The 14,369-nt window shown below is 73.2% G+C and carries 13 protein-coding genes; 5 read left to right on the top strand and 8 right to left on the bottom strand.

Annotated features, from left to right (window positions below):
* Window positions 1-22 precede the first annotated feature (22 nt).
* Entirely contained in the window at window positions 23-871 is an 849-nt protein-coding gene (locus J3P32_RS14635) for a DUF3097 domain-containing protein (protein WP_210440508.1), read from the top strand.
* 42 nt (window positions 872-913) lie between these two features.
* On the opposite strand, the gene hemW is transcribed toward J3P32_RS14635, so the two are convergent.
* From hemW to lepA, 5 genes are all read right to left on the bottom strand, one after another.
* Window positions 914-2,131, bottom strand: coding sequence for a radical SAM family heme chaperone HemW (gene hemW, locus J3P32_RS14630; RefSeq protein WP_210440507.1), 1,218 nt, complete (start codon window positions 2,129-2,131; stop codon window positions 914-916).
* A gap of 287 nt (window positions 2,132-2,418) precedes the next feature.
* A complete protein-coding gene (locus tag J3P32_RS14625; protein WP_210440506.1) occupies window positions 2,419-4,239 on the bottom strand; it encodes an AMP-dependent synthetase/ligase in 1,821 nt (606 codons plus the stop codon).
* A 146-nt stretch (window positions 4,240-4,385) separates the two neighbouring features.
* Entirely contained in the window at window positions 4,386-5,318 is a 933-nt protein-coding gene (locus J3P32_RS14620) for an aminoglycoside phosphotransferase family protein (RefSeq protein WP_210440505.1), read from the bottom strand.
* Between the two features lie 43 nt (window positions 5,319-5,361).
* Entirely contained in the window at window positions 5,362-5,802 is a 441-nt protein-coding gene (locus J3P32_RS14615) for a HutD family protein (protein ID WP_210440504.1), read from the bottom strand.
* Window positions 5,802-7,676, bottom strand: coding sequence for a translation elongation factor 4 (gene lepA, locus J3P32_RS14610; protein ID WP_210440503.1), 1,875 nt, complete (start codon window positions 7,674-7,676; stop codon window positions 5,802-5,804). Before lepA ends, J3P32_RS14615 begins: the two co-directional genes overlap by 1 nt.
* Before the next feature lie 107 nt (window positions 7,677-7,783).
* Here lepA and J3P32_RS18575 point away from each other — a divergent pair, with 107 nt between their 5' ends.
* Complete coding sequence (locus tag J3P32_RS18575) at window positions 7,784-8,689, top strand: DMT family transporter (protein ID WP_210440502.1); 906 nt, start codon at window positions 7,784-7,786, stop codon at window positions 8,687-8,689.
* 82 nt (window positions 8,690-8,771) lie between these two features.
* On the opposite strand, the gene J3P32_RS14600 is transcribed toward J3P32_RS18575, so the two are convergent.
* Entirely contained in the window at window positions 8,772-9,302 is a 531-nt protein-coding gene (locus J3P32_RS14600) for a GNAT family N-acetyltransferase (protein ID WP_307861711.1), read from the bottom strand.
* Window positions 9,303-9,385: 83 nt separating this feature from the next.
* On the opposite strand from J3P32_RS14600, the gene J3P32_RS14595 reads away from it, so the two are divergent.
* The 3 genes from J3P32_RS14595 to rpsT all read left to right on the top strand — a co-directional run bounded on the left by J3P32_RS14595 (window position 9,386) and on the right by rpsT (window position 11,009).
* On the top strand, window positions 9,386-10,345 hold the full coding sequence (locus tag J3P32_RS14595; protein ID WP_210440501.1) for a phosphotransferase family protein: 960 nt from the start codon (window positions 9,386-9,388) through the stop codon (window positions 10,343-10,345).
* Window positions 10,346-10,373: 28 nt separating this feature from the next.
* Entirely contained in the window at window positions 10,374-10,550 is a 177-nt protein-coding gene (locus J3P32_RS14590) for a hypothetical protein (protein ID WP_210440500.1), read from the top strand.
* A 198-nt stretch (window positions 10,551-10,748) separates the two neighbouring features.
* Window positions 10,749-11,009 carry a 30S ribosomal protein S20 gene (gene rpsT, locus J3P32_RS14585; protein WP_210440499.1) on the top strand — a complete coding sequence of 87 codons (261 nt, stop codon included), beginning with the start codon at window positions 10,749-10,751 and terminating at the stop codon, window positions 11,007-11,009.
* Between the two features lie 85 nt (window positions 11,010-11,094).
* Here rpsT and holA read toward each other — a convergent pair whose 3' ends face one another.
* Both holA and J3P32_RS14575 read right to left on the bottom strand, forming a co-directional pair.
* Entirely contained in the window at window positions 11,095-12,081 is a 987-nt protein-coding gene (gene holA / locus J3P32_RS14580; RefSeq protein WP_210440498.1) for a DNA polymerase III subunit delta, read from the bottom strand.
* A gap of 12 nt (window positions 12,082-12,093) precedes the next feature.
* A complete protein-coding gene (locus tag J3P32_RS14575) occupies window positions 12,094-14,361 on the bottom strand; it encodes a ComEC/Rec2 family competence protein (RefSeq protein ID WP_307861710.1) in 2,268 nt (755 codons plus the stop codon).
* Window positions 14,362-14,369 lie beyond the last annotated feature (8 nt).

The following is a 14,369-nucleotide window of genomic DNA, read 5'->3' as shown; positions in this document are numbered from 1 at the left end:
CCGGTGCGCCTACCGTGTGCCGGTGCCTGCTGATCGCTACGGAACCGACGTCCTCTCCGGTGACTGGAGGGCCCCGAGGAACGGCCGCGCCGTGGAGGTCCCGACCGAGCTCGGGATGGTCGTCGAGGAGGTCACCACCGACTGGTGCGGCGAGGTCGTCGCCGTCGACCGCGACATCGACACGCTGACGCTGGAGGACCGGCGCGGTAAGCGACGCACGTTCCCGCTCGGCCCGGGGTTCCTCCTCGAGGGCCGGCCGGTCGTCCTGACCCGGCCGGTCCGCGGCGGGGCGCCCGCCGCCCCCACGCGCACGGCTTCCGGCTCGGTCGCGGTGCCCAACGCCCGGGCTCGCGTGGCGCGGGCCAGCCGCATCTTCGTGGAGGGACGCCACGACGCCGAGCTCGTCGAGAAGGTCTGGGGCGACGACCTGCGGATCGAGGGCGTCGTCGTGGAGTACCTCGGCGGCGTCGACGACCTCGCCGACCACCTGCGCGACTTCAGGCCGGGCCCGGAGCGCCGCGTCGGCGTGCTGGTCGACCACCTCGTCGCCGGGTCGAAGGAGGCCCGGATCGCGCAGGGCATCGCCCGCTCCCCCATCGGCAAGCACGTGCTGGTGGTCGGGCACCCGTTCATCGACATCTGGCAGGCCGTGAAGCCCGACCGCCTCGGCATCCCGCGCTGGCCGTCGGTCCCCAAGGGCATCGACTGGAAGACCGGGACCTGCCAGCAGCTCGGGTGGCCCCACCGCGACCAGGCCGACATCGCCCGCGCGTGGAAGCACATCCTCGGCCGGGTCTCCTCCTACGCCGACCTCGAGCCCGCCCTGCTGGGCCGGGTCGAGGAGCTCATCGACTTCACGACCCAGCCCTGACCGACCCAGCCCTGGCCGGCCCGGCCCCGACCGGCCCCGGGCTCAGTCCACGAGGTCGCGGACGATCGCGTCCGCGAGCAGGCGCCCGCGCTGGGTGAGCACCAGCCGCTCGGCGACGAGCTCCACGAGGCCGTCGGCGACGAGGCGGGCGACGTGGGAGCGTCCGGTCGCCTCGAGCGCGGTGACCGGGAGTCCCTCGACCAGGCGGACCTCGAGCAGGATCCGCTCGACGCGCTGGTCGTGGTAGCCGAGCACCTCGCGGGCCAGGGCGGGTGACACGCCGCGCGCCAGCCGGCCGGCGTACGCCGCGGGGTGCTTGACGTTCCACCAGCGGACCCCGCCCACGTGCGAGTGCGCACCGGGGCCGACGCCCCACCAGTGGCCGCCGGTCCAGTAGAGCAGGTTGTGGCGGCACCAGTGATCGGGTGAGGTGGCCCAGTTGGACACCTCGTACCAGCTCATGCCGGCGGCCGACAGCTTCTCGTCGACGAGGTGGTACTTGTCGGCGAGGTCGTCCTCGTCGGGCATCGGCAGCTCGCCGCGGGCGACCTGGCGCGCCATCGCGGTGCCGTCCTCGACGATGAGGGAGTACGCCGAGACGTGGTCGGGCCGGCACTCGAGCGCCGCGTCGACGGACGTCTCCCAGTCGGCGAGCGACTCCCCCGGCGTGCCGTAGATGAGGTCGAGGCTGACGTCGTCGAAGCCGGCCCGCCGCGCCCACTCGACCGCCGCCGGCACGCGCAGGGGGTCGTGGGTGCGGTCGAGCGTGCGCAGGACGTGGTCGACGGCCGACTGCATGCCGAAGCTGATGCGGTTGAAGCCGGCCGTGCGCAGCTCCTCGAGGTCCCACGCCGCGACGCTGTCGGGGTTGGCCTCCGTGGTGATCTCGATGTCGTCGGCGAGGCCGAACTCGGCCGCCGCGCTCGCCACGATGGCGCCGAGGTCGGCCGGCTTCAGCAGCGTCGGGGTGCCGCCGCCGAAGAAGATCGTCTCGATCGGCACGTCACGGTGGCCCAGCACCTGGCGGGCGAAGCGGATCTCGCGGATCGCGGCCTCGGCGTACGACGCGCGGCTGGCGCCGACCTCGTCGCCGAGCTCCGGGGCGGTGTAGGTGTTGAAGTCGCAGTAGCCGCAGCGCACGGAGCAGAACGGCACGTGCACGTAGAGCCCGAACGGTCGGGTGCCGAACTCCGCCCACGCCTCGTCGGGCAGCAGGCCGTCCTCGGGGGCGGAGTCGCCGTCGGGTTGAGCGGGAGGCACGTCAGGTATCCAACCACGGGATCCCCCGCTCCCCAGATCGGCACGGTGGGCGTCGCGGTGCAGCCGGCGGCCACCGAGCCCTCCATGTCGGCCATCTGCAGCGAGTGGCCGTCGCCGAAGACGCCGTCGGAGTCCAGCGAGAGGCCGTGGGGAGACGACGGATGGGTGCCGGTGGTCCCCCCTGGCACCCATCCGAACGGCTCGTCCTGTGCACCGGCTGTGCGCAGCCTCGGCCCCCGCCCAGACCGGGCGCGCCCGAACGGGCGTACCCGACCAGGCGTACCCGACTAGGCGTACATCGCCTCGATCAAAGCCTTGTGGTTCTGCTCGACGACGTTGCGCTTGACCTTCATGGAGGGGGTGAGCTCACCCGACTCGATCGTGAGGTCGTGGTCGAGGACCTGCCACTTCTTGATGGTCTCCCAGCGGTTGAGGTGGCTGTTGAGCTCGTCGATGTAGCCGCCGACCATCTTCTGCACCTCGTCGGAGCGGACGATCTCGGTGTAGGACTTCCCGCCCATGCCGTTCTCCTCGGCCCACGCGGCCATCGCGTCCGGGTCGAGGGTGACGAGCGCGACGCAGAAGTTGCGCTCGTCGCCGAAGACCATGAACTGGCTGGCGTAGGGGCACACGGCCTTGAACTTCGACTCGATCGCCGGCGGCGCGATGTACTTGCCCCCGGAGGTCTTGAAGAGCTCCTTGAGGCGTCCGGTGATGACGAGGTGCCCGTCCTCGTCGAGGGCGCCCTTGTCGCCGGTGTGCAGCCAGCCGTCGGCGGTGAGCGTCCGCGCGGTCTCCTCGGGGAGGTTGTGGTAGCCGTCCATCACCCCGGGGCCCTTGATCAGGATCTCGTCGTTCTCGCCGAGCTTGACCTCGCTGCCCGGGAAGACCGGCCCCACGGTGCCGAACTTGTTCTGGTCGGGGTGGTTGACGAAGGAGCCGGCCGAGGTCTCGGTGAGCCCGTAGCCCTCGAGGATCGTGATGCCGGCTGCACCGAACCACTCCGCGATGTCGCGGTTGAGGGCGGCGGCGCCGGAGATGAAGAAGCGCACGTTGCCGCCGAACCGGTCGCGGATCTTGGAGAACACCAGCTTGTCGAAGAGCCCGTGCTGCACCTTCAGGCCCAGCGGGACGGACTTGCCCTCGCGCTTGAGCCGCTCGACCTCGAGGCCGACCTCGAACGCCTTCTTGAAGATCTTCTCCTTGGCGCCACCCTCGGCGGCCTGCATGGTGACGATGCGGCCGTGCGCCTTCTCGAAGATGCGGGGCGCGGCTCCCATGAACGTCGGCTTCACGACGCCCAGGTTGTCGACGATCTTCTCGACGCGGCCGTCGATGGCGGCGGCGAAGCCGCACGCCATCTGCGTCGACATCAGCACCTTGCCGAACGAGTGGGCCATCGGCAGCCAGCGGAACTCGAGGTCATCGGGCCCGAGGATGCCCTGCGCGCGGATCGCCTCGCCCTCGTAGACCCACGACGAGTGGCGCAGGCGCACGCCCTTGGGGCGACCGGTCGTGCCGGAGGTGTAGATCAGGGTGGCGAGCTGGTCGGGGCGGATGGCCTGCGAGGTGGTCCGCACGACGTCGGGCTGCTCGGCGAGCCGCTTCGCGCCCAGCTCGGCGAGGTCGTCGAGGCTGATCACCCAGTCCCCGTCGGCCCTGCCCTCGAACGTGACGACCTTCATCACGTGCGGCAGCTCCGCGCGGTGCGCGGTGAGCTTGGCCAGCTGCTCGTCGTCCTCGGCGAAGACGACCCGGCTCTCGGAGTCACCGAGGATGTAGACGGTGTCCTCGGCGTTGGTGGTGGGGTACACCGTGGTGGTGGCCCCGGCGGCGCACATGATCGCGAGGTCGGCGAGGATCCACTCGTAGCGGGTGCCGGACGCGATGCCGACGCGCTGCTCCGGCTCGACGCCCAGCACGATCAGGCCGGCGGCGAGGGCCTCGACCTTGTCCCCGGCCTGCTTCCAGGTGACGGACTCCCACGCCTCGCCGCGCGGGAAGCGGAACGCCTCGCTGTCGGGAGACGCGGCGACGCGCTCGAAGAACTGGACGGCCACGTTGGCCGGCATGGTGTCCAGGAAGGACGTGTCGGCGGTGATCGGCATGGAATACCTACAATCGTCGGAGCGTGGCGGTACGCGCCACACAGCGGGCTGGCTGCTGACTTGGCTGTAACCTAGATCACCGCCTTTACCCAGCGGTAGCGAACCGCCGCAATTGTCCGGTGACCGCACCTGGACCGGTCCTCGCCTCAGTCCTGGACCGCCTTGGTGATCGCCACGCACCGGGTGATCCACTCCTGCTCGTCGGCGGTGAGCCGGCGTCCCGCACGGCGGGCGTCCTGCACCGACCAGCCGGCGTTGAGGACGGTGCGGACCACGACCCAGTCGCGGGCCCGCGCCTCGTCGAGCCCGGCGGCGTCGACGAGGGCGTGGAAGCGCCGGCGCAGCCCCTCGCGCACGGAGCCGACCGCCAGCGGACCGCTCAGCTCGTCCATGCGGTTCCACAGCATCGGCGCCGGCTCGTAGTGGGGGTCGCCGGCCATCGGCTTCGGGTCGATCGCGCGCCACTGCCCCGACGCGTCCGCCAGGACGTTGGCGTAGTGCAGGTCGCCGTGCACGACCACGGAGCCGCTGTCGTCCGCGACCAGGTCGGGACCGAGGGCGAGCGCCTGCTCGACGTACCGGCGCGGGACCGGCAGGTCGCGTCCGAGCCGCTCGAGGTCCCGCAGCCAGCGCTCGACGTACGACGCCACGCTCGCCAGCTGCGGCAGGGCGGGGATGTGTAGCTGCCGGTGGAGGTCGCCGACCACCTCGCACGCCTCGACGTCCCAGGCGTCACCGAGGTCCGGCCCCGGCAGCCAGTCGAGCAGGAGCGCGCGCCGGCGCGGGTCGGCGCGCACCAGGCGTACGGCGCCGCGACCGCCCCAGTGCTGCAGCGCGAGGGCCTCGTGGCGGGACTCCTCGTTCCCGTCGAAGCCGATCTTGAGGGCGCGGGGTGCGCCGTCGGCGTCGGTCACCGGGACGAGCAGCGAGCAGCGGCCGTGCAGCGGCTCCTCGGTCGCGCGGAGCCGCCACTCGGCGAGCAGGTCGGCGCAGAGCCGCGGCAGCCGCTCGAGCCACCGCGCCCAGTCCGGTCCTCGTCCGCGCTGCGACGACAGGCCCTGCGGGATGGTGACGGGCATGCCCCGAGCCTAGGCTCCGCGCCGCGGGCACGGACGCGTGCGGTCAGCCGGTCTGCTCGAGGGTGACCACGGCGACGGTGCACCGCCCGGCGACCTCGCCGGGGCCGCGGACCAGGGTGCGGGCGTCGCCGCCGGTGAGCACGTACGCCGCCTGGTCGCCGGCCAGCGGGAGCGTCGACGACCGGCCCAGCTCGAGGACGGTGACGAACGGCGAGACGGCCGCCGGGTCGACGACCACCTCGAGCGCGCGCACGGCGCCCTCCGGCGCCGACGCCACCACCGCGGCGTCGGCGGGGACGGCGTACGGGCGGTGCGGCTCGACGACCGCGCTCTGACCGTCGACCTCGAGGCCGAGCACCGGACCGTCGACCACGGTGAGCAGCCGGGTGCGGCCCGGAGCGGTGGGCAGCGGTCCGTCGGCGGCGACCTCGAGCAGGCTGATCCGCCAGCTGTGGTCGTCGGCGCGTGCGAGCTCGCGGTCCACTACTTCTTGCCGGACTTCTCCGCCGGCTGCGTGGTGGACAGCGCGGCGACGAACGCCTCCGGCGGCACCTCGACCGAGCCGATGTTCTTCATCCGCTTCTTGCCCGCCTTCTGCTTCTCCAGCAGCTTGCGCTTGCGGCTGATGTCACCGCCGTAGCACTTGGCCAGCACGTCCTTGCGGATGGCGCGGATGGTCTCGCGGGCGATGACGCGGGCGCCGATCGCGGCCTGGATGGGCACCTCGAACTGCTGGCGCGGGATGAGGTCCTTGAGCTTCGACGCCATCATCACGCCGTAGGAGTAGGCGGCCTCGCGGTGCACGATCGCGCTGAACGCGTCGACCGGCTCGCCCTGGAGCAGGATGTCGACCTTCACCAGGTCGGCGGCCTGGTCGCCGGATCGCTCGTAGTCGAGCGAGGCGTAGCCCTTCGTGCGCGACTTCAGCTGGTCGAAGAAGTCGAAGACGATCTCGCCCATCGGCAGGGTGTAGCGCATCTCGACACGGTCCTCGGAGAGGTAGTCCATGCCCTGCAGGTTGCCGCGCTTGAGCTGGCACAGCTCCATGATGGTGCCGATGAAGTCGGCCGGCGCGAGGATCGTCGCCTTCACGACCGGCTCACGGACCTCCGCGACCTTGCCGTCGGGGTACTCGCTGGGGTTGGTGACCTCGTGGTGGGTGCCGTCGTCCATGACCACCTCGTAGACCACGTTGGGCGCGGTCGAGATGAGGTCGAGGTTGAACTCGCGCTCGAGGCGGTCGCGGGTGATCTCCATGTGGAGCAGGCCGAGGAACCCGCAGCGGAACCCGAAGCCCAGGGCGCCGGACGTCTCCGGCTCGTAGGTCAGCGCCGCGTCGTTGAGCTGGAGCTTCTCCAGGGCGTCGCGCAGCGTCGGGTAGTCGTCGCCGTCGATCGGGTAGAGACCGGCGTAGACCATCGGGTTCGGGTGCTTGTAGCCGCCAAGCGGCTCCGTCGCGCCGTGGTGCTGGGAGGTGACCGTGTCGCCGACCCGTGACTGGCGCACGTCCTTCACGCCCGTGATCAGGTAGCCGACCTCGCCGACGCCGATCTCGCCGGCCTTCACCGGCTCCGGGCTGATCACCCCGACCTCGAGCATCTCGTGCACCGCGTTGGTCGACATCATCTTGATCCGGTCGCGGTGGCTCAGCTTGCCGTCGACCACGCGCACGTAGGTGACCACGCCGCGGTAGGTGTCGTAGACGGAGTCGAAGATCAGCGCGCGGGCCGGCTTGGTGGCGTCGCCGACCGGCGCCGGGGTCTGCCGCACGATCTCGTCGAGGAGCGCCTGGACGCCGACGCCCGTCTTGGCGCTGGTCAGCAGCACCTCCTCGGGCTCGCAGCCGACCAGGCCGGCGAGCTCGGCGGCGTACTTCTCCACGTTGGCGCTCGGCAGGTCGATCTTGTTGAGCACCGGGATGATGTGGAGGTCCGCGGCCATCGCGAGGTAGAGGTTCGCCAGCGTCTGCGCCTCGATGCCCTGGGCGGCGTCGACGAGCAGGATCGCGGCCTCGCACGCCTCGAGGCTGCGCGAGACCTCGTAGGTGAAATCCACGTGGCCGGGGGTGTCGATCATGTTGAGGACGTAGGTCCCCGGCTCGGCGCCCGCGGCGTTGCCGGCCTCGACCGTCCACGGCATCCGCACGGCCTGCGACTTGATGGTGATGCCGCGCTCGCGCTCGATGTCCATCCGGTCGAGGTACTGCGCGCGCGCCGCCCGCTCGTCGACCACCCCGGTCAGCTGCAGCATCCGGTCGGCCAGGGTCGACTTGCCGTGGTCGATGTGCGCGATGATGCAGAAGTTGCGGATGATCGACGGGTCGGTCGAGCCAGGCTGCGGCGCGTTTGTGAGGCTCACGGACTGCTTTCAGGGATACGACGGCGGGATCGCGTCATTCTTCCACGCGGGTCGTGCCCCACCGAACCGGCGGGCGCCCGCGCGAGGGCGGACGCTAGCGTGCTCGCGTGGCGCCGAGGACCAGTCCGGGGCTCCCCCTCCTCCCGGCGGCGGCCTTCGTGCTCGTGTGGTCCTCCGGCTACATCTCGGGTCCGGCGGCCGTCCATGCCGCAGCGCCCTTCTCCGTGCTCGCGTGGCGCTTCGTCCTCGCCGCGCTGCTCGCGACCGGCCTCGCGCTCGCCCTGCGCCGGCCCACCCGGATGGACCGCGCCACGCTCGGCCGCGTGGCAGCCGTGGGACTGGTGATGAACGCGCTCCAGTTCGGCCTGATGTACGTCGCCTTCGACCTCGGGCTCGGGGCCACGCTGGCCTCGCTCTTCCACGCCCTCAGCCCGGTGCTCACCGCCCTCCTCGCGGCCGCCCTTCTCGGTGAGGCGGTCTCCCCGCTGCAGGTGGTCGGCTTCGTGGTCGGCGTGGCCGGCGTCCTGCTCGTGCTGGGGGCAGACCTCGGGCACGCCGGCGGCCCGGTCGCCGTGCTCATCGGCTCCCTCAGCATGCTGACGCTCAGCCTCGGCACCCTCGGCCAGCGGTGGATCGGCGCGCAGCCCGACCTGCTCTGGTCGGCGGCGGTCCAGTTCGCGGTGTCCGCTCCCCCGCTGCTCGTCCTGGGCTGGACGACCGAGGGTGCCTGGCCGGTCACCGATGGCCGGGAGGCGCTCGTCGCGGTCCTCTTCCTCGCGATCGTGAACTCGATCCTCGGGCTGGTGCTGCTCTCGCTGCTCGTGCTGCGTGGCGGGTCCGGCGCGGCGGCGAGCCTGTTCTTCCTCAGCCCGCCGGTGACGGCGGTGCTCGCCTGGCTGCTGCTCGACGAGACGCTGTCAGCCGTCCAGCTCCTCGGCCTCGTGGTGGCGGTGGTCAGCGTCGGGGCGGCCACGCGCACCCGTCGTACGCCGGTCCCTCCCCCGCCCGCCTGACGCCCGCCCGACGCCCGACCCCTCGGTAGTCCACCGGGAAGTGGCTGCCGGACCGCCCGCGGGACGACCAGAACCCGGTGGACTACCCCGAGGTGGGCACCCAGTACCGCCGCTTGGCCCCCCGCACGTCCTCCAGCTCGCCGCCCGCGGCCTCGATGACCCGGATCGAGCCGTGGTTGTCCACGTCGCAGGTCACCAGGGCCGGGTCGACGCCCAGCCCGGACGCCCAGGGCAGGGCCTGCCGCAGCATGGCGGTGGCGTGTCCCTCGCGACGCCGCGACGGACGCACGTCGTAGCCGATGTGCCCGCCCACCTCGAGCAGGAAGTCGTTGAGCACGTGCCGGATGGCGAGGCGGCCCAGGTAGTCCTCGCCGTCCACCCACCACAGCGTCGTGCACGGCACGTGCCGCTCGGGCCGCGGCGTCGCGGGCAGGGCGTCGGCCCGCACCGCCTCGACGAAGGCCGCGAACGCCTGCGGCTCCTCCCACCTCGGCGCATGTCGCTCGATCCACGCCGCGGTCTGGGTGTGCTCGGCGCCCTCCGCGACGAACTCGTCCATCGCCGCGAGGAAGGACCGGTGGACCGACGTGGTCGGCAGGACGAGATCGGGCACGGCACCAGTCTCGCGGGCACGTCCGGGGCGGTGCCAGCGGATATCGGCTCGTGGCGCGCCGACGGGTGGGGAAGGATGCCGCCATGTCCCGCGCGCCCCTCGCCCCCTATCCCGCCCCGCACGGGAGGACGGCCCGGCGCCTCGAGTGGGGCTTCCTGCCGCCGCACCTCCGGGCGTACATCGAGCGACGGTGCGGCTCCCCCGTCGTGTCCGCCACCTCGCAGACCACCGGCTTCACGCCCGGCTTCGCCTCGGTGCTGGTGTGCGAGGACGGCTCGCGCCACTTCGTGAAGGCGGCGTCGGTGAAGGCGCAGCGCATGTTCGCGGACTCCTACCGCGAGGAGGCCCGCAAGCTCGCCGCCCTGCCGGCCGGGGTACCGGCCCCGCGGCTGCTGTGGCACCTCGACGACGACTGGGTGGTGCTGGGCATCGAGTACGTCGCCGGGCGCGCGCCGCACCGGCCGTGGCGCGCGGCCGACCTCGACGCGCTCCTGGACTCCCTGGAGGTCGCGGCCGACGCGCTCACCCCTCCCCCCGGGGAGCTCGCGCTGGACACGGCCGAGGCGGACTTCGCCCCGCTGGTCGCCGGCTGGACCGCCCTGCGGGAGCGCCGCGCCGACCTGGGCCCGGCCCGCCTCGCCGAGGCCGAGGCACTGGCCCTGCGCTACGCCGACGTCGTGGGCGGCGAGACGCTCGTCCACACCGACATCCGCTCCGACAACGTCATCATCGACGCCGACGGTCGCGCCCTGGTCTGCGACTGGAACTGGCCGGTGCGCGGCGCCGCGTGGTTCGACTCCTTCGCCGCCCTCATCGGACCCCGCGGGGAGGGCATCGACGTCGACGCCGTGATCGCCTCGCGCCGCCTCCTGCGGCACGTCGACCCCGAGGCCTTCGACATCAACCTGGCGCTCTACGTCGGCTACTTCCTCACCCAGTGCGAGCTGCCCGTGCCGCCCACGTCCCCGCACCTGCGCGACCACCAGCGCTGGCAGGGCGAGGTGTGCTGGGACTGGCTCGCCGAGCGGCGCGGGTGGTCGTGACCCCACGTCCCCGCCGCTGCTGGAGGCCGTGGACGAGATCGTCACCGCCTTCCTCGCCGGCTTCGGCGCCCACCTGGCCGTGCGGTCGGTCGTGGCGGTCGACGTGAACCTGCCGACGCTCGAGGACTTCAGGATCACCGATTCACGACGCATGCTGGGTGCCGTCGCGCGCCGCACCGGCCGCCGGGTCCCGGACGGCGGGTGAGACGCTCGCCGGGCCCCGATGGCCTGCACGGCGCACCTCCGCCTGCGCGATTTGGGCGGGTACGCGCCCTGCCGGTAGTGTTTCTCCCTGCATGTCCGGCACCCGACCCCCACGCTCCTCTCGGCTGGGGGGTTGCCAGGCAGCCGACAGGCACGAGACTTCCATTCCAGACCAGCTCTGACATCCGAGGATCACCACGTGGCGAACATCAAGTCCCAGATCAAGCGCAACAAGCAGAACGAGGTGCGCCGCCAGCGCAACCAGGCCGTGAAGTCGCGCCTGAAGACCGCCGTTCGCAAGTTCCGCGAGCTGGCCGAGGCGGGCGACAAGGACGCGGCCGTCGCCGCCGGTCGCGACGCCATGAAGGCCCTCGACAAGGCCGCCTCCAAGGGCGTCATCCACGCCAACCAGGCCGCCAACCGCAAGTCGTCGATCGCCAAGAAGGCCGCCGCGCTCTGACGCAGGCCCTTCTCGCCGGACACCCGCCCTTCGTGGCGGGTGTTTCGCATTTCCGGGGGGTCACCCCCGGGCGTCGGCGCCGCCCTCAGCGGGAGTCGCGCAGGCCGGCGACGGTGAGCACGAGCCGCTCGAGGGTGTACGACGCGTCGTGCGCCTGACCCTTGACGTCGGCGTCGGCGACGGCGACGGCGCGCACCGCCGCGGCGATGCCCTCCGGGCTCCATGAGCGGGACTGGTCCCGCACGGTGCGGACCTTCCACGGCGGCACGCCGAGGTCGCGGGCGAGGTCGGCGTCGCGCGCTCCGCGAGGGGCACCCAGGTAGCGCGCGAGGCTGCGGGCCGAGGCCGCCATCGCCGAGGTGACCAGCACGGGGGCGGTGCCCGAGTCGAGCGCCCAGCGCAGCTCCTCGAGCGCCACCGCGCGCTTGCCGGCGAAGGCCGCGTCGGCGACGGTGAAGGACTTCGCCTCCGCACGGCCGCCGAAGTATCGCTGCACCTTGTCGACCGTCAGCTGCTCGCCGTGGAAGTCGCTGGTGAGCTGGTCGGCCGCAGCCGCCAGGGAGCGCAGGTCGTTGCCGACGGCCTGGACGAGGAAGGCGGCGGCGTCGGGCACGATCCTGGCGCCGTGGGAGGCGACCTCCGAGGTCACGAAGGCCGCCATCTCGCTGGGCCGTACCTCCTCGGACCTCGCCTCCGTCACGCGCGGCAGCTTGCGCATCTTGGTCAGCACGCCGCTGCCCTTCTGCCCTCCTGAGTGCACGAGCACCAGCGCGACGTCGTCGGCCGGCGCTGCGCAGTAGCCCAGCAGGCCGTCGACCGACTCGTCGGGCAGGTCCTCGAGCCCCCGCACGACCACGCACCGCACCGAGGAGAATAGCGACGGTGCGGACATCTCGCCGAGCGAGGCGAGGGTGAGGTCGGAGGCCATCGTCTCGGCGAGCTCCGCCTCCGCGTCGTGGGCGCGCACGGCCTCGCGCACCGACGCGACGGTGCGCGCGGAGAGGAACTCCTCCTTGCCCGTCACGAGGACGACGTGGCCGAGGACCTGCGCGGCGGAGGGGGTGCGTGCCATGGTGCGGCAACTCTATCCGCGAGCGACGACACCGAGTCCCTCGTCGCGCGCGACGACGGCCACGTCGCCGGAGAGGTCGGTGCGCCACACCCGCATCCCGGCGGAGGAGAGGGACGACAGCAGGTCCGGCGCCGGGTGGCCGTAGTCGTTGTCCTCCCCCACCGACACCAACGCCAGCCGCGCCCCGAGCGAGCCGAGCCAGTCGGTGTCCTGGTGCCGGCTGCCGTGGTGCGGCACCTTGAGCACGTCCACCCGGAGGTCGGACAGGTCGCGGGCGAGAGCGGCCTGCGCGGACGGCTCGACGTCGCCGGTCAGCAGGACGCGCACGCCCGCCACCTCGGCGACGAGCACGACGCTCGCGTTGTTGGCCGCGCTCTCGCTCGGGTCGACCCTACTTTCGCCGGGGCGGGGCCACACCGTCTGGAGGGTGACCTCGCCGACCGTGCGGGTGAGCCCGTACGCCGCCTGTGCAGGGACGCGGCCGGCTGCCGACTCGACGCCCCGGGCACCGGCCGCCGGCTCGACGAGGCCCGTCGCCTCGATGGCACCGACCTCACGCCCGTCCACGACCCCGGCGACACCGCCCACGTGGTCGGCGTGGAAGTGCGTCAGCACCAGCAGCGGCACGGAGGTGATCCCGAGCCGGTCGAGGCACGCGTCCATCACCGCGGGCTCGGGACCCGCGTCGACGACCACCGCCTGACCGGGGCCGGCGCGCAGGGCGATCCCGTCGCCCTGGCCCACGTCGCACATGGCCAGCACCCAGCCGTCCGGAGGCCAGCCCGGCGTCGGCAGCCGCACGAGCATCGCCACCACGAGCAGGCCCGTGCAGGCCAGGGTCGACCCGGGCCGCCCGAGCAACCGCGGGGCCAGCGGCACAGCAGCGACGCACAGCAGGGTGAGCACGGCGAGCGGGACCGGACCGGTGCCCCAGTCGACCGCCGCCGTCGGCACGTCGGCACCCCGGCGCGCGACGGCGATGATCCACCCCGCGGACCACGCGGCCGGTGCCGCGACGACGACCCCCAGGGGCGACCAGAGCAGGCCGAGCAGCCCGCCGGCCAGACCGAGCACGGTCGCCGGAGCGACGGCCGGCGCGGCCAGCAGGTTGGCGCCCACCGCGACGAGGCTGACCTGGCCGGAGAGGGCGGCCACGACCGGCGTGCAGGCGACCTGCGCCGCCAGCGGCACCGAGACCGCCTCGGCCACCCAGCGCGGCGTCCAGCGCATCAGCGCGTCGCGCCAGACCGGTGCGAGCAGCAGGATCCCGGCCGTCGCCAGCACCGACAGCGCGAAGCCGGCCGTCACGGCCAGCCGCGGCCACACCAGCAGGAGGCCGAGGACCGCCACCCCCAGGCCGCGGACGCCGCGGGACCTGCCGTTGCTGCCCATGCCGACCAGCGCCACGGTGCCCATCGCCGCGGCGCGCACGACGCTCGGCTCTGCCCGCGCGGTCAGGACGAAGCCCGCGATGCCGATCGCCCCCAGCAGGTGGAGCCAGCGTCCGCGCACGCCGAGCCACCGGCCGAGCACCAGCAGGGACCCCACGACCAGCGTGAGGTTGGTGCCGCTCACGGCGAGGAGGTGGGTGAGGCCGGTCGTGCGGAATTCGTCGGCCAGGCGGGCGTCGAGGCCGCCGTCGTCGCCGACCACGAGCGCCGGCACCAGCTCGCGGGCGTCGGCGTCCCGCCCGGCCACAGCGGCTCGCACGGAGCGGCGCACCCCTGCGGCGGCGTCCCACCACGGGTCCGGTGGCGCCACGACCCGGGGCTCGCCCGTGGGCCGGACGAGCGCCGCCACGTCGCCGTCCGCGGGCACCAGCCGGGCGGTGGTGTCCAGCGAGGTGCCGAGGGGCAGTCGCGGCCACGCGGCGTCGGCCAGCACGACGACCGGCGCGTCGAGCAGCCACGTGTCGCCCCGGCCGTGGACGCGGGAGGCCTGCGCCCGGACGACGTGGAGGTCGCCGTGGCGCCCGGCGACGACGCGTACGTCGGAGGTGAGCTCGAGCCGCAGCGTCACGACCGCCTCCTGCTCGGCGAGCCCGGTCAGCGGCGAGGTGGCGATCACCGCCTGCTGGAGGGCGGCCACGCCGGCCACCGCGACGAGGGCGGCGACGGGCCCCAGCCAGCCGGCTGCCAGGCGGCGACGTACGACGAGGACGCCGGCGACGGCTGCCAGTGCGAGGACCGCGCCGAGAGCCACCCGCCCCGGGAGCAGCAGCACCAGCAAGGCACCGGCCCAGGCGCCGGCGCCCAGCACGACCGCGCGCAGGTCAGGCACCGGGCGTC

Origin of the sequence: Nocardioides xinjiangensis (assembly GCF_017916385.1) — a bacterium.
Classification (GTDB): Bacteria; Actinomycetota; Actinomycetes; order Propionibacteriales; family Nocardioidaceae; genus Nocardioides; species Nocardioides xinjiangensis.
This window is presented reverse-complemented; position numbering and strand designations above follow the sequence as displayed.

Bases quoted from the DNA above. Each gene is read 5' to 3' on its own strand.
- J3P32_RS14625 (WP_210440506.1), bottom strand. From the start codon at position 4,239: ATGCCGATCACCGCCGACACGTCCTTCCTGGACACCATGCCGGCCAAC.
- J3P32_RS14620 (WP_210440505.1), bottom strand. From the start codon at position 5,318: ATGCCCGTCACCATCCCGCAGGGCCTGTCGTCGCAGCGCGGACGAGGA.
- J3P32_RS14595 (WP_210440501.1), top strand. From the start codon at position 9,386: ATGTCCCGCGCGCCCCTCGCCCCCTATCCCGCCCCGCACGGGAGGACG.
- holA (WP_210440498.1), bottom strand. From the start codon at position 12,081: ATGGCACGCACCCCCTCCGCCGCGCAGGTCCTCGGCCACGTCGTCCTC.